Annotated in this window: 16 protein-coding genes and 1 tRNA gene; 10 read left to right on the top strand and 7 right to left on the bottom strand. The window is 63.5% G+C overall.

Features of this window, described 5'->3' with window-relative positions:
- The first annotated feature begins 258 nt into the window (after window positions 1-258).
- Both FVF75_RS06865 and FVF75_RS06870 read left to right on the top strand, forming a co-directional pair.
- Window positions 259-1,044: an inositol monophosphatase family protein gene (locus FVF75_RS06865; protein ID WP_148377192.1), complete on the top strand. Its 786-nt coding sequence runs from the start codon at window positions 259-261 to the stop codon at window positions 1,042-1,044.
- Between the two features lie 120 nt (window positions 1,045-1,164).
- Window positions 1,165-1,344, top strand: coding sequence for a hypothetical protein (locus FVF75_RS06870; protein ID WP_148377193.1), 180 nt, complete (start codon window positions 1,165-1,167; stop codon window positions 1,342-1,344).
- A gap of 25 nt (window positions 1,345-1,369) precedes the next feature.
- On the opposite strand, the gene FVF75_RS06875 is transcribed toward FVF75_RS06870, so the two are convergent.
- The gene (locus FVF75_RS06875) at window positions 1,370-2,113 is read right to left on the bottom strand and encodes a rhomboid family intramembrane serine protease (RefSeq protein WP_148377194.1); all 744 of its coding nucleotides are present in this window, start codon (window positions 2,111-2,113) and stop codon (window positions 1,370-1,372) included.
- Between the two features lie 138 nt (window positions 2,114-2,251).
- Between FVF75_RS06875 and FVF75_RS06880 the strand changes: the two genes are divergently transcribed.
- From FVF75_RS06880 to argE, 7 genes are all read left to right on the top strand, one after another.
- Window positions 2,252-2,614, top strand: coding sequence for a helix-turn-helix domain-containing protein (locus tag FVF75_RS06880; protein ID WP_148377195.1), 363 nt, complete (start codon window positions 2,252-2,254; stop codon window positions 2,612-2,614).
- Window positions 2,615-2,896: 282 nt separating this feature from the next.
- Window positions 2,897-2,983: transfer RNA gene (locus tag FVF75_RS06885), tRNA-Leu, on the top strand.
- 157 nt (window positions 2,984-3,140) lie between these two features.
- A complete protein-coding gene (locus tag FVF75_RS06890; protein ID WP_148377196.1) occupies window positions 3,141-3,848 on the top strand; it encodes an ABC transporter ATP-binding protein in 708 nt (235 codons plus the stop codon).
- 4 nt (window positions 3,849-3,852) lie between these two features.
- On the top strand, window positions 3,853-6,216 hold the full coding sequence (locus FVF75_RS06895; protein ID WP_148377197.1) for an ABC transporter permease: 2,364 nt from the start codon (window positions 3,853-3,855) through the stop codon (window positions 6,214-6,216).
- Window positions 6,217-6,219: 3 nt separating this feature from the next.
- Window positions 6,220-7,443 (top strand): efflux RND transporter periplasmic adaptor subunit, encoded by a 1,224-nt coding sequence (locus FVF75_RS06900; protein WP_148377198.1) that lies wholly within the window; start codon window positions 6,220-6,222, stop codon window positions 7,441-7,443.
- Window positions 7,444-7,580: 137 nt separating this feature from the next.
- Window positions 7,581-8,765, top strand: a complete 1,185-nt coding sequence (locus FVF75_RS06905) for a M24 family metallopeptidase (protein WP_148377199.1) — start codon at window positions 7,581-7,583, stop codon at window positions 8,763-8,765.
- A gap of 1 nt (window position 8,766) precedes the next feature.
- The gene (gene argE, locus FVF75_RS06910; protein ID WP_148377200.1) at window positions 8,767-9,924 is read left to right on the top strand and encodes an acetylornithine deacetylase; all 1,158 of its coding nucleotides are present in this window, start codon (window positions 8,767-8,769) and stop codon (window positions 9,922-9,924) included.
- Between the two features lie 7 nt (window positions 9,925-9,931).
- Here argE and FVF75_RS06915 read toward each other — a convergent pair whose 3' ends face one another.
- The 3 genes from FVF75_RS06915 to FVF75_RS06925 are packed head-to-tail and all read right to left on the bottom strand — an operon-like array spanning window position 9,932 to window position 13,017.
- Window positions 9,932-10,639, bottom strand: a complete 708-nt coding sequence (locus tag FVF75_RS06915) for a DUF1194 domain-containing protein (protein ID WP_148377201.1) — start codon at window positions 10,637-10,639, stop codon at window positions 9,932-9,934.
- 26 nt (window positions 10,640-10,665) lie between these two features.
- On the bottom strand, window positions 10,666-12,021 hold the full coding sequence (locus FVF75_RS06920; protein WP_148377202.1) for a tetratricopeptide repeat protein: 1,356 nt from the start codon (window positions 12,019-12,021) through the stop codon (window positions 10,666-10,668).
- A 42-nt stretch (window positions 12,022-12,063) separates the two neighbouring features.
- On the bottom strand, window positions 12,064-13,017 hold the full coding sequence (locus FVF75_RS06925) for a hypothetical protein (RefSeq protein WP_148377203.1): 954 nt from the start codon (window positions 13,015-13,017) through the stop codon (window positions 12,064-12,066).
- A 182-nt stretch (window positions 13,018-13,199) separates the two neighbouring features.
- Between FVF75_RS06925 and thyX the strand changes: the two genes are divergently transcribed.
- Window positions 13,200-14,108 (top strand): FAD-dependent thymidylate synthase, encoded by a 909-nt coding sequence (gene thyX / locus FVF75_RS06930; protein WP_148377204.1) that lies wholly within the window; start codon window positions 13,200-13,202, stop codon window positions 14,106-14,108.
- A 48-nt stretch (window positions 14,109-14,156) separates the two neighbouring features.
- Here thyX and FVF75_RS06935 read toward each other — a convergent pair whose 3' ends face one another.
- The 3 genes from FVF75_RS06935 to FVF75_RS06945 all read right to left on the bottom strand — a co-directional run bounded on the left by FVF75_RS06935 (window position 14,157) and on the right by FVF75_RS06945 (window position 16,280).
- Window positions 14,157-15,038, bottom strand: a complete 882-nt coding sequence (locus FVF75_RS06935) for a glycosyltransferase (RefSeq protein WP_148377205.1) — start codon at window positions 15,036-15,038, stop codon at window positions 14,157-14,159.
- A gap of 108 nt (window positions 15,039-15,146) precedes the next feature.
- Window positions 15,147-15,794: a glycosyltransferase family 4 protein gene (locus FVF75_RS06940; RefSeq protein WP_148377206.1), complete on the bottom strand. Its 648-nt coding sequence runs from the start codon at window positions 15,792-15,794 to the stop codon at window positions 15,147-15,149.
- 279 nt (window positions 15,795-16,073) lie between these two features.
- The gene (locus FVF75_RS06945) at window positions 16,074-16,280 is read right to left on the bottom strand and encodes a cold-shock protein (protein WP_148377207.1); all 207 of its coding nucleotides are present in this window, start codon (window positions 16,278-16,280) and stop codon (window positions 16,074-16,076) included.
- Window positions 16,281-16,479: the final 199 nt, after the last annotated feature.

Consider the following 16,479-nt stretch of genomic DNA (forward strand, 5'->3'; position numbering starts at 1 on the left):
GCGCGTTCGTCCCCTTGCGTGCCCCGTGCGAACGTTCGCCGCAAGGCGCGTGAAAGTCAATCAAGCTGCTGATTTTCAACGGTTATTGTATCCGCGGCGGCGCCAATCATCCGTCCGGCATCCAATCTGTCCGGGTTTCGGAAATGATCGCCGCGCCCCGGCGGTGCCCGCCCCGGAGCCACGGGCCACCGATTCCCGCCCACCCTTGGCAAAGCCGCGCGCCGCGCGTATAGCCCACGCGAACCAAAGGAGCGCCAGATGCAGGGCAGTGCCAACCTCAACCTGATGATCAAGGCCGCGCGCAAGGCCGGGCGCAGCCTCGTCAAGGATTTCCGCGAGGTCGAGAACCTCCAGGTGTCGATGAAGGGGGCGGGGGATTTCGTCTCCAAGGCCGATATCGCCGCCGAGGGGATCATTCGCGAGGAGCTCATGAACGGACGGCCGAATTACGGCTGGCTGGGCGAGGAGGGCGGCGGCGAGCCGGGCAAGGACCCGACCCGGCGCTGGATCGTCGATCCGCTCGATGGCACCACCAATTTCCTGCACGGGCTGCCGCATTGGGCGGTGTCGATCGGGCTGGAACACAAGGGCGAGATCGTCGCGGGCGTGATCTATGACCCGGCCAAGGACGAGATGTTCGTGGCCGAGAAGGGGCAGGGCGCCTTCATGAACGAAACCCGGCTCAGGGTGTCGGCACGCACCAAGATGATCGAGGCGATCTTCGCCACCGGCCTGCCGTTCGGCGGGCGTTCGGACCTGCCCGAGACCTTGCAGGATCTCGCCCGCCTGTTGCCGGCCTGCGCCGGGGTGCGGCGCTGGGGGGCGGCGGCGCTCGACCTCGCCTATGTGGCCGCCGGGCGCTATGACGGGTTCTGGGAACGCCGGCTGCATGCCTGGGACGTTGCCGCCGGCCTGGTGATCCTGCGCGAAGCCGGGGGCCTGGTCGAAGCCATCACGCCGGGCGAGGACATCCTGTCGTCGGGTGAGATCGTTGCCGCCAATGAGGCGATTTTCGACAAGTTCGCCCCGATCATCCGCGGATAGACACCGCCCGGGGGCGAAATCCTCACATCGGCGCCAGAGACTGGCCGCATTCCTGCCGCGTTTTGCGGCGATACTGCTCGTGAGCGTGGGGCCTTGGATGCCGATTGCGAGTGGACCGGAATGCAGAGACTGATTTTTGCCACGGACGAAGATGGCGCGGTGACGGTCGATTGGGTCGTGCTGACTGCCGCGCTCGTGTTCATGGGCATCTCGGCGGCGTTCTACGTCTCGTCCAGCGCGCCCGAAGTGGCCAACAACATCAGCACCTACATGGTCAATATCGAGGTGGTCCCCGAGTGATCCCCGCCGTGCCCCGTTCGCGGGTCTAGCGGCGGCGCACCTTGGGCACCGAGCTTGGCCGCAGCCTGGGGTCGGCGGGCGGATTGTCGGGGTGGCCGTGCGTGCGCGCCCAGAATTCCGGCCCGCCCAGGCTGCGCCACACCGGAAGCGCCCCGATCACTCCGACCACGAAACCGCCGGCATGGGCCCAGTAGGCCACGCCACCCTCACCCACCGGCGCGCCGACGCCGTTGAAGATCTGAAGCCCGAACCACAGCCCCAGCATCATCCAGGCGGGCAGGGCGAAGATCCGGTAGAACACGACGAAAATCACGATCACGTCGACCCGGGCGCGCGGGAACAGCAACAGATACCCGCCCATCACCCCGGCGATCGCGCCCGATGCCCCGATCAGCGGCACCGGCGTGGCCGGAGCCGGCAACATCTGCAGCAGCCCCGCCCCGGCGCCCGCCAGCAAGTAGAACAGCAAGAACCGGCCATGCCCCATCCGGTCTTCGAGGTTGTCGCCGAAGATCCACAAAAACAGCATGTTGCCCGCGAGATGCATGAAGCCGCCGTGCAGGAACATCGAGGTGAAGATGCCGTGCAGACCCTCGCCGTGGATCACCTTGACCGGCACCAGGCCATACTGCCAGTAGACTTCGTAAAGCGCGCGCTCGTCCGCCATCAGGGGCAGCATCGCCAGGAACACACCTACATTCACCGCGACCAGCGCATAGGTGACGAAGGGCGTTCGGTCGGACGGGTTGTGATCACGGATCGGGAACATCGGAGGATGTCACACCAAGCGGATCGGGGCGTCAAGCCGCGATGCGGTGCTTCCCCCTCGCGGAGCGTTCCGCTAATCCCAGAAACTATTTATGAGGTATCGAGTGGACACGAAACACCAAACACGGGAGTAACCAAAATGACCAGAACGTCGAGAGTGGAAGTAGATTTGGGGCGTGGCATACGCTTCTTGCAGCGATTGGCCCAATACGACCTGAATATGCAACTGAGCACGGCTTTGACCCTGCTCTACATTGCGCAACATCAGAACCGACCCGAAGGTGTGACCACGATGGACCTAACGCGGAACCTAGGGCTAACCCAAGGCGCAGCCTCGCGTAACGGCTACTATTGGGGCGAAGGAACCCCGGACATGCCTAACGCTGGCTATGGGCTGGTCACTCAGACGATTGATACAAAGGATCGTCGCCGCAGGTTGCTCACGCTGACCCCTCGCGGTGAGGCGTTCGTGCGTCAACTGGAAGAGGTGTTATATGGCTAGACTACGTGGGAAGAGGTGGCTGGTGTCATCATCCTTGGGGCTGTTGTCTCTATCGAAAAGCAGTAATACAGTCCTGATGGAGCTCACAGCACGACAACAATTCAACACGCATTGCATACCCCCAAGGTGGGCACTGAGAATGGTACCGATGGATTTGGTATGATCTTCTCGGGCAAGCTTGGTCGGATTTTGGCGGTGGCTTGATTGTCACCCTCTGACCGTTCCTTAGGGTTGAGTTTCGGCTTCTAAGTGGCGCGGTGCCATAGTATGCCATTGTGCCAAGCGGGTGTGGCGAAAATGGTAAACGCACGAGACTTAAAATCTCGCGTCTTCAATGACTTACGGGTTCGATTCCCGTCACCCGCACCAACCCTCGGTGGACCCAAAATCCCCAGCCTCAGGGCGTCCCGGTTCGAGTCCGGGCGCGGGCACCAGCAGCGCGATTGGTGAAACCGCAACCCGGTTTGAACCAGATCAAGGTCATCGGGACACCTAGGGGTGATAAGTCCCGCAAAAAGGGGGCCGGATGGCCGAGTGCATCTTTCATACCGAGGACATCACCAAGGTCTATCGGACAGGCGAGGTCGAGGTGCACGCGCTGCGTGGCGTCAACATCGAGCTGTTCGCAAACGAGTTCACGGTGCTCCTGGGCGCGTCGGGATCGGGCAAGTCGACGCTCTTGAACATTCTCGGCGGGCTGGACAGCGCCACGTCGGGGCGGGCCTGGTTCAAGAAGCTCGAGCTGACCGCGATGCGCGACCGCGAGTTGACGCGCTACCGGCGCGACCATGTCGGGTTCGTCTTTCAGTTCTACAACCTCGTGCCCAGCCTGACGGCGCGCGAGAATGTCTCGCTGGTCACCGAGGTGGCGAAGAACCCGATGCCGCCGGAAGAGGCGCTGGAACGGGTCGGGCTGGATCACCGCATGGATCACTTCCCCGCCGAAATGTCGGGCGGCGAACAACAGCGGGTGGCGATTGCGCGCGCCATCGCCAAACGGCCCGAAGTGCTGCTGTGCGACGAGCCGACCGGGGCGCTGGACTCCAAGACCGGGGTGCAGGTGCTGGAGGCGTTGGAGAAGATCAACGACGACCTCGGCACCACCACCGTTGTCATCACCCACAACGCCGGCATCCAGAAGATGGCGCACCGGGTGCTGTTCTTCGCGGACGGCACGATTGCCGACGTGGTCGTCAACGACACCCGGATCGAACCCCGGGACATCGAGTGGTGATCTGATGCGCGCGCTCGACAAGAAACTGGTCCGCGACATCAGACGCCTCTGGGCGCAGTCGCTGGCGATTGCGCTGGTGCTGGCCTGCGGTGTTCTGGCCATGGTGATGATGTATGGCGCCGAACGCTCGCTGACCGGGACGCGCGACACCTATTACGAACGCACCCGCTTTCCCGATATCTGGTCAAACGCGGCGCGCGCGCCGAAAAGCCTAGTGCCCGAGATCGCCGCGATCGAGGGCGTGTCGCAGGTCGAGGCGCGGATCACCGAAAATGCCGTGCTCGATATCGAGGGTCTCGACAGCCCGGCGATGGGGCAGATCATCTCGATCCCCGCCTCGGGGGCACCCGAGATGAGCCGGTTGATCCTGCGCGCGGGGCGTCTGCCCGAGCCGGGGCATGACCGCGAGGTGGTGATCGCCGAAGCCTTTGCAAACGCCCACGGGTTTCGCGCCGGCGACTCGTTCGGCGTCACCCTCAACGGTCAGAAACGCGAGGTCACGATCACCGGCATCGTGCTGTCGCCCGAGTTCATCTATACCATCGGCCCGGGCTCGATCTTTCCCGACGACAAGCGCTTCGGCATCCTGTGGATGCCCGAAGAGGTGCTGGCGGCGGCCTTCAACCTGTCGGGTGCCTTCAACTCGGTCACGCTGAGCGTGACCCGGGGCACCGACCTGGAGGAGGTCAAGGACACGCTTGAAACCCTGTTGAAACCCTATGGCGGCAGCGGGCCCTACGACCGCGAAGCGCAGACCTCGAACGCCTTTCTTGACGGCGAACTGGAGCAGCTGGCGGTCATGGTGCAGGTGTTGCCGCCGATCTTCCTGGTGATCACCGCATTCCTCGTCAACATGGTGCTGGGCCGGCTGATCAAGCTGGAGCGCGAGCAGATCGGGCTGCTCAAGGCGCTGGGCTATGGCCGCTGGGACATCTCGTGGCACTACCTCAAGCTGGCGATGGGCATCGGGGCGATCGGCGTGGCGATCGGCTGGGGCACCGGGTATTGGTCCTCGATGGCGATCGCGCGGGTCTATGGCGAGTTCTTCCACTTCCCCTACCTGGTGTTCGTGCAATATCCGGCGGTCTATGCGCTGTCGGCGGTGATCGGGCTGGGGGCGGCGATGGTCGGCGCGGCGCTGGCGGTGCGCAAGGTGGTGATGCTGTCGCCCGCCGTGGCGATGAGCCCGCCGGCGCCCACCCGGTTCCGGCGCGGCCTTCTGGACCGGATCATCGTGTTCTTCCGCCCCGGTCAGCCGACCATGATGATCCTGCGCGCCATCGGGCGCTGGCCGGTGCGCTCGGCGCTGACCTCGCTGGGGATCTCGATGTCGGCGGCGATGATCGTGGCGGGGCTGTTCATGCTGGACAGTTTCGACGAATTGCTGGACGTGGCCTTCGTGCAGGTGAACCGGCAGGACGCGATGCTCGAGTTCGCGATCCCGCGCTCCGAGGCGGTGCTGGACGATGTCGAGAACCTGCCCGGCGTGATGCGCGCCGAGGGGGCGTTTGCCACCCCGGCGCGGCTGTATCACGGGCCGCGGACCCGGACCATCGCCATCGAGGGGCGGCGCGAGAGCAACACGCTGGCGCGGGTCTTTGACGGCGACAGCCGCACCGAAGTGCCGCCCGGGGATGGCATCGTGCTGGAACGCCGGCTGGCCGATCACCTCGATGCCCGGGTCGGCGACGTGATCGAGGTCGAGTTCCTCCAGCATGACGACCTGCGCCGCCCGGTGGTGGTGACCGGCACGGTCTCGACCTTCTTCGGTCTCGGCGCCTACATGGATCAGGACCGGCTGTCGGCGATGCTGGGGCAGGTGCCGCAGGCGACGCTGGCCAACGTGATGATCGACCCTGCCGAGCAGGACGCGCTTTATGAAGCCGTCAAGAACACGCCGGCCATCGCGGGCATCACGCTGATGTCGCAGGTGCGCAGCTCGTTCGACGAGACCATGGCCGAAAGCGCCAACATCTCGGTGGTGATCTTTTCCTTCGTCGCCTCGCTGATCACCATCGGCGTGGTCTACAACTCGGCCCGCATCCAGCTTTCCGAACGCGCCCGCGAACTGGCGAGCCTGCGTATCCTCGGTTTCACCAAGGGCGAGGTCAGCTATATCCTTCTGGGCGAACTTTTCATCCTCGTCGCGGCGGCGATCCCGCTGGGGCTGTGGATGGGCTATGGCATGGCGGGGGCGATGGTCGCGAGTTTCGACACCGACCTGTATTCGATCCCGCTGATCGTTACACGGGAAACCTATATCCGCGCGGCGCTGGTCGTGGCCGGGGCCTCGATTGCCTCGGCCTTGCTTGTGCGTCGCCGGATCGACCGGATGGATTTGGTTTCGGTCATGAAAACAAGGGAATAAGCAATGGCGCTCAGTGTTCGCAAGGTGATCTTCGGTGCGGTGGTGCTGGCGGCGGCGGGGGCCGCGGCCTATGAACTCAGCAAACCCGAACACGTGCCGGTCGATATCGCCACGCTGGGGCGCGGGGTGCTCGAGGTGACGGTGGACGCCGATGGCCAGACCCGTATCCGCAACGTCTTCGAGGTTTCGGCGCCGGTTTCGGGGCAGGTGTTGCGCAGCCCGGTGACGATCGGCAGTCCGGTCGTGGCGGATGAAACCGTCGTCGCCCGGATCCAGCCCGGCGAGCCCGCCTTCCTCGATGAACGCGCCCGCCGTCAGGCGGAGGCGGCGGTGGCGCAGGCCAAGGCGGCGGTGGCGCTGGCCGATGCCAATGTGCGCGCCGCCGAGGCCGACCTGAACAATGCCCAGCGTCAGCTCAACCGGGTGTTCAGCCTGAACGAGCGCGGCAGCGCCTCCGAGGCGCAGCTTGAACAGGCCGAAGTGGCGCTCGACATCGCCGCGGCCCAGCTTGACAGCGCCCATGCGACACAGGAGATGCGGCGCAGCGAATTGGCGGCGGCGCAGGCGGTGCTGATCGAACCGGGCCACGACACCCCGGAGGCCACCGAGGCGACCAACTGCTGCATCGAACTGACCGCGCCGATCACCGGCGAGGTGCTGTCGGTGGTCAACGAAAGCGCGCGGATGGTCAGTGCAGGCACGCCGCTTCTGACCATGGGGCGCAGGGACGACCTGGAGATCAGCGTCGATCTGTTGTCGTCGGATGCGGTCCGGATCGCCGCGGGCGCGCCGGCCTATGTCGAACGCTGGGGCGGCGATCACGCGCTGGCAGCAGAGGTGCGCGAGATCGAGCCGGCCGCCTTCACCAAGATCTCGGCGCTGGGGATCGAGGAGCAGCGGGTCAGGGTGCTGCTGGATTTCGTGACACCGGCGGATGAGCGTCCGGCACTGGGCCATAACTTCCGCGTCTATCTGCGCATCGTCGAATGGCGCGGCGAGGACGTGCTGCGCCTGCCGATCAGCGCGCTGTTTCGCGAGGATGGCGACTGGGCGGTGTTCGCGGTCGAGGACGGCACGGCGCATGTGCGCAAGGTCGAAGTGGGCCGTCGCAACACCGAGTTCGCCGAGGTCCGGGGCGGGCTGGAGCCGGGCGACCTGGTCATCACCCATCCCTCCGACAAGGTCGCCGAAGGGGTGCTGGTGGTCGACCGCAGCGCGCTCGAATAGCCGATCTGTCGTTTTCGGCCCACCGTATGACGCTGATGCGCTAGGCGACGGCGGCATCGGGCTGCGACGCTTGGGTTGGAGGCCCGCGCCCTTTTTCAGGGGGTTGGTCGTCATGCCAAATCGACATCGGGGGTAGTATGGGCTTTGACAGGGCCCCGTTCTCGCAACGGGAATATGTGCGGCGGCTGGCCAAGGTGCGCGCCGAAATGGCCGAGCAGGGGCTGGACGCGATCTTTGTCGAAGACCCGTCCAACATGGCCTGGCTGACCGGCTATGACGGCTGGTCGTTCTACGTGCACCAGGGGGTCGTCGTCACCCATGACCGCAACCCGATCTGGTGGGGCCGCGAGATGGATGCCAATGGAGCGCGCCGCACCGCCTGGCTGGGCGAGGACGACCTCTGGCCCTATGACGACAGTTTCGTGATGTCCGACCGCCGCCACCCGATGCAGCACCTCGCCACCCTGATCCGCGAACTGGGGCTGGGCGAGGGCCGGATCGGGGTCGAGATGGAGAATTACTATTTCTCGGCCCGGGCCTATGTGACGATGCTCGAGGAACTGCCGGAGGCGGAAATCCTCGACGCCACCGGGCTGGTGAACTGGCAGCGCGCGGTGAAGTCCGACGAGGAGATCGCCTTCATGCGCAAGGCCGCGCGGATCGCCGAGAAGATCGTCGATGGTGTTTTTCTTCGCGCCGAACCCGGAGTGCGCAAGAACGACATCGTGGCGGGGGTTCTGTCGGACGCGGTGTCCGGGATCGGGGACGACTGGGGCGACTATCCGGCAATCATGCCGATGGTGCCCTCGGGCGCCGACGCCTCGGCGCCGCACCTGACCTGGGACGGGGCCGACCTCAAGCGCGACGAGGCGACGTTCTTCGAGATCGCGGGCTGTTACCGGCGCTATCACACGCCGTTCTGCCGCACGATCTATATCGGCAAGCCGCCTTACGAGATGCGCTTGGCCGAGGCGGCGTTGATCGAGGGGCTCGAGGCCGGGCTGGAAGTCGCGCGTGCCGGCAACCGCGCCTGCGATATTGCCAATGCGCTGGGCGATGTGCTTGAAAGCGCGGGCATACGGCGCGGGGCGCGGGCGGGCTATCCCATCGGCCTGAGTTATCCGCCCGACTGGGGCGAGCGCACGATCTCGCTGCGCGCCGAGGATGAAACCGTGCTGGAGCCGGGCATGACCTTTCACTTCATGCCGGGGCTGTGGATGGAGGATTGGGGCATCGAGATCACCGAGCCGATCCTGATCCGCGAGGACGGCCCGGCCGAATGCCTCTGCGACCGCCCGCGCCGGATCTGGGTAAAGGACTGACATGAGCCGACTTGACGACACCACCGACATCCTGCGCGACCTGGTCGCCTTTCCCACGATTTCCGCCGACCCGAACCGGGCGCTGATCGACTGGGTGGCGGGCTATCTCGAGGGCCTGGGCGCGCGGGTCGAGGTGTTGCCGGACGCGGGCGGCACCAAGGCCAACCTTTTCGCCACGCTGGGGCCAGAGGGCGATGGCGGCATCGTACTGTCGGGCCACACCGACGTGGTGCCGGTGGAGGATCAGGACTGGACTTCGGACCCCTTCGTTTTGCGCGAGGACGACGGGCTGCTCTATGGCCGGGGCACCTGCGACATGAAGGGCTTCATCGCGGCCACGCTGGTGGCGGCGCGCGACTATGCCGGGGCCGAGTTGCGCCGCCCGCTGCATTTCGCCTTTACCCATGACGAGGAAACCGGCTGTCTCGGCGCGCAGGATCTGGTCGGGCTACTGACCGCGCGCGGGCTGAAACCGGCGATGGCGATCATCGGAGAGCCGACCGAGATGCGGCTGGTCGAGGGCCACAAGGGCTGCCACGAATATACCACACGATTTACCGGCGCCGAGGGCCACGGCTCGACCCCCGATCTGGGCGTCAACGCGGCGGAATACGCGGCACGCTATGTCGGGCGGCTGCTCGAATTGCGCGAGGCGCTGAAGCCGCGCGCGCCTGCGGCCAGCCGGTTCGATCCGCCCTGGTCGACCATCAACATCGGCGGCATCCATGGCGGAGTGGCGCATAACGTGATCGTCGGCAAGGCCGAGGTGGAATGGGAAATGCGCCCGGTGCAGCCATCGGACGCCGATTTCGTGCTGGGTGGCATCGCCGCCTATGCGCGCGATGTGCTCCTGCCCGCGATGCGCGCCGTCGCCCCCGATGCAAGCATCGAGACCGAGGTGATCGGCGAGGTCGTCGGCCTCACGCCGATGGACGAGAACGCGGCGCGCGACCTGGTGGCGGAACTGACCGGCGCGAATGGTGCCGACGTGGTGTCGTTCGGGACCGAGGCGGGGTTGTTTCAGGGCATGGGGATGAGCGCGGTGGTCTGCGGCCCCGGCTCGATCCGGCAGGCGCACAAGCCCGACGAGTTCGTGGCAAAGGACCAGTTGGCGGCCTGTCTCGACATGCTCGAGGGGCTGGGGCGCAAGCTGGTCTGAGCGCCGCTCACTCCGACGCGCCGATCGCCAGCCCCCGGGTTTCGCGAAGCAGCTTGCGCACCATCGCGGCTTCGAAGTCGGCAAACCCGGCGGCGTGTTCGACAAAGGCGCCCGGCCCCCGGATCACGTTCTGGCGGAAATACTCGACCAGATCGCCGGTGGTCGACAGCGTCTGACGCTCGCCGACCCCGATGGCCAGCGCGTTGACGGTGATTTCGGCGAGGCTGGCAAGATGGCCGATGTCCTGTGGCCTTGGCCCGGTGTTCGACGTGCCATCGCCGGAAATGTCCAGCGTGCGCGTCCAGCAATCCGGCTGGCCCGACAGGAACCCGGCCCCGACCGCCATCGCGGTTCCCAGCGCGGTCGAAGGCGCGGCGGGCACCCGAACGGTGCTGCGCAGCGTGGTGGCGATTGCCGACAGGGCAGGGGCGTCGGCCACTTCGGTCCAGCCGAGGATGACGCGCTGATGCGCCGGACCGCTCCATTCATAGACCATCAGCCGCACCGGCGCGGCCGCGCCCGCCACGAAGGCCTCGACCACCTGCGGATCGGTCAGCGCGGCGGCCAGCCCGTCGAGTTGCAGCCGGTATTCCTCGGCATCGACCGAGCCGGACACGTCGAGCGCCAGCGCCAACGCCTGCCGGCACGGCAGGGCATGGCCCGGCGCGGCAAGGCCAAGCGCGATCAGGGCGGCGGATACGGTCCGGCTGAACATCGGGCTCCTTCGCCGCCCAGGGGCGGTCAGAACTGCGACTTGATCCCGAGGCCGAACCGCAGCGCCTGCGATTGGAAGGCCGGGACATTCGACAGGTTCCGCTCAAATTCGGCGGAAATCAACGGCATAAAGCCCATGTAGGCCGCGTCCGGCAAGGCCGCCTCGACCGAGGCCGTCAACAGCCAGTCCTGCCGCCCGGCGGGGTCGAAGGCCGACACCGGGTAATCGCGGTAGGCAGCCCCCAGTCCAAAGCTGAGATCGGCGCCCAGCAAGGGTTGGCCGAGATCATAGTCGACCCGCCCCCGCCCGCCGAGATATTCGCGCTGCGCGTCGTCCGACATTGCGCCGGTCGCGGCCAGCGTCACCTCGATCCGGTCGCCCCAGGAAAAATCGTGCCGCAGCCGCGCGCCCGCCTCGCCGGAATAGACCGGCGCATCGCCGGGGTCCGCAAAGAACTGGCCGCGCCCCTTGGCGAACAGCGCGATCTGGTCGCCCTCGCCAAACGGCATCCGCCATTCCGCGCCCAGGTTCACCACGTCCGCGAAATACTCCCAGCCATACCAGGTGCGCCCGGCGTTGGCCGAGAGTTCCAGCGTCGTGGCTCCGATGGGCCGGACGTGGCGCAGCGTCGCCAGCGCCTGCACATAGTCGTAATCGTGCTGGCTGTCGTTGGGGTTGGAATTGCCTTCGAGCACCGCGAGGCTGTCGGCGTCGAACCAGTTGATGCGGGCGAAAAGCTGCGCGCCCAGATGCGTTTCGGTGCCGTTTGCGCCGGAAAAGCGATAGCTCACCCCGGCCGAAACCTGCGCGGTATAGCCGGAATAGACCACCGGCGTGAACGGCAGGTTGCCGATCCAGAGCACGTCCGCCGATGAGCCGTTGTTGAGGTTGGAGTTGGGCGAGGCCCCGAAACTGAAGGTATAGCTCCAGGGGTTTCGCGCCTTGACGTATTGATGGCCACGCACCGCCAACGCGCGTTCGGCATCGCTGCGGGCAACCTCATGCGCCCGGCGCAGCCAGACCTGCGCCATGGTGCGCGACCCGTCCGACGACAACGCCTGCGCCAGGGCCATCGCCGAGGCATAGCGCGCGCCATCGTCGTCCGACAGCGCCCAGGCCGTTTGCGCCGCCACCTGCGCCTCGTCAAAGCGGCCAAGATCGCGCAGGGCGCGGGACTTGAGCACGAGGGCCGCGATGTCCTCGGGGTCGACCTTCAGCACCGCGTCGACAAAGGCGAGCGCCTGACGCGCGGCACCCGCCTCGAGCGCGTTGTGCGCGGTCGCCAGCATCTCGTCACGGGTCAGGTTCAGCGGCTCGGACAAAGCAGGCGTGGCGCAGGCGATTGCCAGCGCGACCGTGATCGCCTTGCCTGTAAGTTGCACCGCCTGCCCCCTGTTGCGCTTGTGATTGCTTCTGTTTGTATATCAGCGCTCTAGTATGACGCCGCCGGTTTCGCGATACTCAAAACCGTCGCGTGAATCTGTGCCGCCCACAACAACAACGCCTACCAATTCCATGTCGGCCCCTTGTCCAGCCAACAACCCATAGAAAACGCCGGCATCACCAAAGACAGTGCCGGCGCCATCGTGGGCAATCAGCCTCAAGCTGATTTCACCGGCTTCATTCGCCATCTGGGGCCCAACTTTGTTGGTCAGATCCGCAACCATATCCGGGGAAAGCGATGCCGTTATGTCGACTCCAGCCGCATTAAACACTTTGCGGTTACGAATCATGAAGAGAACGCCATCCCCATCGTTGAAGTCCTCAAAGTCAATTTGGGCCGTTGCATTGCCAGTGACATATTCCAATCCGCCTTTACCATTGAAATCGCGGATCCCGGAATAATCACCTGCGAAGATAGCTTGGCCGGTTGCCGGGATATCTACTCCTCCATCTCGAGAATACAAAAAACCGCCAAAACCATAGCCGACATAGGCGCCGGTGCGCACGATCGCGACATGGGTCTTGCCGGAAGCGCCTTCGTCGATGATCGCGCGGTGCATGAACTGCAAAATAGGGTTACCCGTAACATCGTCAAAATATACTCCGTCGTTTTCGTAAACGCGAAAGGCACCCAGGTTCGGCACGAGAGTGTCGCGGGAATAGGTATTGCCCCCGTCAAACGCGAGGTTGTCGACGGTAAAGGTATCATTGACGGGGTCATAGGTGATTGATTCAGCATAGCCATTGCCGGTGCCGTCTTCCTTCCCTTCATGTCGCTCGATTGTCGTGCGGCTTGTCGGGCGTTCCGTCCCGGGCGGCAAATCGAGTGCATTCGGGTCGTCGGGCGCAGGACCCGTGTCGACCAAAGGGTTCTTACCGTCGAGACAGGCGGCAAGCGAAAGCGCCGCCAGAAGGGTTGCGGTTTGCCTGATCATTGGAACTGCTCGTTTTAGTTTTTTCTTATCAGCACATTACAACGGGTTTGTGTCAAGGTTTGGGCAGTCCCGATTATACTTTTCGAACAACTGTGCTTTCCATGTTCCTACGGCATATGGCGGGTGCGATGTGGCCCACTGCAATATATAGTTGCCGAACACCAATTGGAGACAGATTCGCCATGCCCCTCAGCCCTGAACAGAAGGCCGAAATCGAAGCCTCGCGCGGCCAGACCGCCCAGACATTGCGCGTCGTCAGCCCCGGCATGGAGGCGCATCTCTACACCGCGCACGAGGTGCTGGACCACGGGTTCGTGCGGGTGATCGACTACATGGGCGACGACAGCGCCATATGCCAGGCGGCGCGGGTGAGCTATGGCAAGGGCACCAAGAGCGTGCAGAACGACGAGGGGCTGATCCGCTATCTGATGCGGCATTGGCACTCGACCCCGTTCGAGATGTGCGAGATCAAGCTGCATGTGAAGCTGCCGGTGTTCGTCGCCCGCCAGTGGATCCGCCACCGCACCGCCAACGTGAACGAATACTCGGCCCGCTACTCGATCATGGACCGCGAGTTCTACATCCCCGCGCCGGAAAACATCGCCGCGCAATCGGTGGTGAACAACCAGGGAAGGGGCGAGGTTCTGGAGGGCGAAGAGGCGGCGCGGGTGCTGGAAATCCTCAAGACGGACTCGGGCCGCGCCTATGACAACTACGAGGCGATGATCTCGCAGGACGGCCAGCAGGGCCTGGCGCGCGAACTGGCGCGGATGAACCTGCCGGCAAATATCTACACGCAGTGGTACTGGAAGGTGGACCTGCACAACCTCTTTCACTTCCTGCGCCTGCGCGCCGATGCCCACGCCCAATATGAGATCCGCGTCTATGCCGAGGCGATCGCGGCCGTGGTCGCCGACTGGGTGCCGTTCGCCTACAAGGCGTTCGAGGACTACCGCATGGGCGGGGCGACCCTGTCGGCAACGGCGATGGAATGCGTGCGGCGCATGCTGAAGGGCGAGACGGTCACGCAGGAAACCTCCGGCATGTCCAAGGGGGAGTGGCGGGAGTTCGAGGGGGTTTTGAGGGGGTAGGGGGTTGGAAGAAAGTCAGGTTCCTGGTCAATTCTTCGTCCTAAAGACTCATGTTCCGATCGTTTCCTGCTCGCGGAGGGACAACAGTGCCTGCTTCCAGTGCTTTGCGATCACTTCGGGACAGAAACGTTGAGAAAACTCGTATGCGTCGGCCGACATCCGGGCAACGGTGAGATCTCGATCTTCAACCATTTGCATCATTCGATCCATTGCCTTGGCCAAGGCTTCGACATTACCATCCGGCACGGCGGAAAAGAAATCGACTCCTTCGGAATTGAAATATCGCGCCGTCGCGTTTCCATCATATGCGACAATCGGCGTACCCGTCCCCGCAGCCTCCAGATAGGCGAGACTCAGGTTTTCGAGTCGGGATGCGCTGACCATGAAGGCAGCTGACAGAAAGCGCTTGTCTATGTCTGGGTCAAACCCTTCCAAGACAACCTTTCCGTTCAGACCGAGAGATTGGACCCGCTTCTTCAGTTCGGATTCGTCTGGCCCTCGTCCGAGAATTTGAAGTTTCCAATCTGGCCGGCGGTTTGAAACCATATCGAAGGCATCGATCAGGTGATCCACTCTTTTTGACTTGGTCAGCCGGCTCAGCGCCACAACCGATCTGGACGAAAAAATGCTGTCAACCGGGCGGCATGATGCCCACCGTCTAGAGCCGTTTGGAATAAAAACGATCTTCTTTTCCGTACTCTTCTCGAACGCCTGTATCAACAGGGGATTGATGATGTGAACTGCATCAAACTGACTTATCGTTCTCAAAAAAGCTCGATCCTGGGCTGTCCGGGTGGGAAGTTCTTCTTGCTTGGCGACGAAGGTGGCCCGGTGAGGATTATGGTCGCTCAAAATGGTGATCGTATCGCGAGGTGCGGACGCGCGAATGAATTCAACGAATCCGATCGTCGGATGATCCGGGATAATCATCGCGCGGGCCCCAAGCTTTGCCAGGAATTGTCTTGCATCGGATCGGGCACTGCTTGACGCTGAAAATTTCTTCGATTGGATCGACCACCGCCCTTCGTTTCGTTTGCGCTAGGTGACGCTGGTCGCGAATTCAATTGGAACATCGTTTGGCAAGGGAAAGTTCGGGGGCTCCTTGGAAAGGTTCATCGCAACAATCTTGACCTTTAGCCCCTGTGATTTCAGCTGGCCGGCCAATGTGATCATGGCTTTGGTCTTGCCGCCGGTGTAGTTGATCTGATTTAGAACTACCGCAACGTCGAAACCCGCTTTCGGTTGCGAACGTGCCCGAGAAATGATCAGGGAACAGCTTTGATCCTCTCGTGTCCATGGCAAGATTTCAAACCCGTCTACCGGTAGGGATTTTGGGTGACCTGACTGGCTTGCGGCCAGTCTTGTGCATTGCCCATCCAGAACAAGGTAGAGGTCGAAGGTGATTATCAGGGCGCTATCGACCAATAGTGCCGCGACCGGAACAGTGGCACAAAACGTGCCGTCACCAATCAGTTCGAGCGGTTCCCGAACAATCCTGGTTTCACCTCGTCCGACGGCGCGCAATTCCAGGCAAGCGGTGAGGACTCGGTTCGGTCGTGGCATCATCTGACGGGAAACGAGGATTCTCAAGCGCGCGCGATCGACGAGACTGATTTCGGGTACCCTCCAACGTATTGGCAAGGTGTTCCGAACGGTCCGCAGGAAGAAGTCGATTTTTTTCAACATTGTGAGCTCCAGAAAGGTCTCGGAAATCCTTGGCATCGAGTGACGGTATTCTGTTGGCGATTGCCAGATGGAGAATGGCGATTTGGTATTAAGACGCGCCGGGAGAGCGAGAATAGCGGACAAGAGCAGGACGGCTGTTCACACCCATCCCGCCCACAATCAGCGCCGTAGTGGTGGGCTGAAAGCCCACCCTACAAGCACCAACTATGCACACAACGGAAAACCCCCGCGCAGCCGTCGCTGCGCGGGGGTTTCTCGAACTTGTCGTCCGAAAACCGCTCAGAGCAGTTTCAGGTCGCCCGCGGATTGACGGCCGTCACGGCCGCTTTCCAATTCGAACTCGACCTTCTGGTCGTCCTTCAGGCCGGTCAGCCCGGCGCGTTCGACGGCCGAGATGTGGACGAAGATGTCCTTGCCGCCGTCATCGGGCGCAATGAAGCCGAAGCCTTTGGTTGCGTTGAACCATTTTACGGTGCCAGTGGCCATTCCCGTATCTCCTATCATCTGCCGCCCACACGATGCGGCGGCCCGGTAGCGCAGTCAGGTCTTGGTCCGACTGCTAGTGATAGAAGGCGGGAAGAATAGATCTGTCGTACACGCCCCACATGGCGCTTTGCGGGCGCTTTTGCAAGAAAAATCGCGTGTATGCGGCATGATCGGCGGAAATCTGCAAGACGGATACATC

This window comes from Maritimibacter fusiformis (assembly GCF_008086115.1).
Classification (GTDB): domain Bacteria; phylum Pseudomonadota; class Alphaproteobacteria; order Rhodobacterales; family Rhodobacteraceae; genus Muriiphilus; species Muriiphilus fusiformis.

Bases quoted from the DNA above. Each gene is read 5' to 3' on its own strand.
- FVF75_RS06865 (WP_148377192.1), top strand. From the start codon at position 259: ATGCAGGGCAGTGCCAACCTCAACCTGATGATCAAGGCCGCGCGCAAG.
- FVF75_RS06870 (WP_148377193.1), top strand. From the start codon at position 1,165: ATGCAGAGACTGATTTTTGCCACGGACGAAGATGGCGCGGTGACGGTC.
- FVF75_RS06875 (WP_148377194.1), bottom strand. From the start codon at position 2,113: ATGTTCCCGATCCGTGATCACAACCCGTCCGACCGAACGCCCTTCGTC.
- FVF75_RS06880 (WP_148377195.1), top strand. From the start codon at position 2,252: ATGACCAGAACGTCGAGAGTGGAAGTAGATTTGGGGCGTGGCATACGC.
- FVF75_RS06890 (WP_148377196.1), top strand. From the start codon at position 3,141: ATGGCCGAGTGCATCTTTCATACCGAGGACATCACCAAGGTCTATCGG.
- FVF75_RS06895 (WP_148377197.1), top strand. From the start codon at position 3,853: ATGCGCGCGCTCGACAAGAAACTGGTCCGCGACATCAGACGCCTCTGG.
- FVF75_RS06900 (WP_148377198.1), top strand. From the start codon at position 6,220: ATGGCGCTCAGTGTTCGCAAGGTGATCTTCGGTGCGGTGGTGCTGGCG.
- FVF75_RS06905 (WP_148377199.1), top strand. From the start codon at position 7,581: ATGGGCTTTGACAGGGCCCCGTTCTCGCAACGGGAATATGTGCGGCGG.
- argE (WP_148377200.1), top strand. From the start codon at position 8,767: ATGAGCCGACTTGACGACACCACCGACATCCTGCGCGACCTGGTCGCC.
- FVF75_RS06915 (WP_148377201.1), bottom strand. From the start codon at position 10,639: ATGTTCAGCCGGACCGTATCCGCCGCCCTGATCGCGCTTGGCCTTGCC.
- FVF75_RS06925 (WP_148377203.1), bottom strand. From the start codon at position 13,017: ATGATCAGGCAAACCGCAACCCTTCTGGCGGCGCTTTCGCTTGCCGCC.
- thyX (WP_148377204.1), top strand. From the start codon at position 13,200: ATGCCCCTCAGCCCTGAACAGAAGGCCGAAATCGAAGCCTCGCGCGGC.
- FVF75_RS06935 (WP_148377205.1), bottom strand. From the start codon at position 15,038: ATGATTATCCCGGATCATCCGACGATCGGATTCGTTGAATTCATTCGC.
- FVF75_RS06940 (WP_148377206.1), bottom strand. From the start codon at position 15,794: ATGTTGAAAAAAATCGACTTCTTCCTGCGGACCGTTCGGAACACCTTG.
- FVF75_RS06945 (WP_148377207.1), bottom strand. From the start codon at position 16,280: ATGGCCACTGGCACCGTAAAATGGTTCAACGCAACCAAAGGCTTCGGC.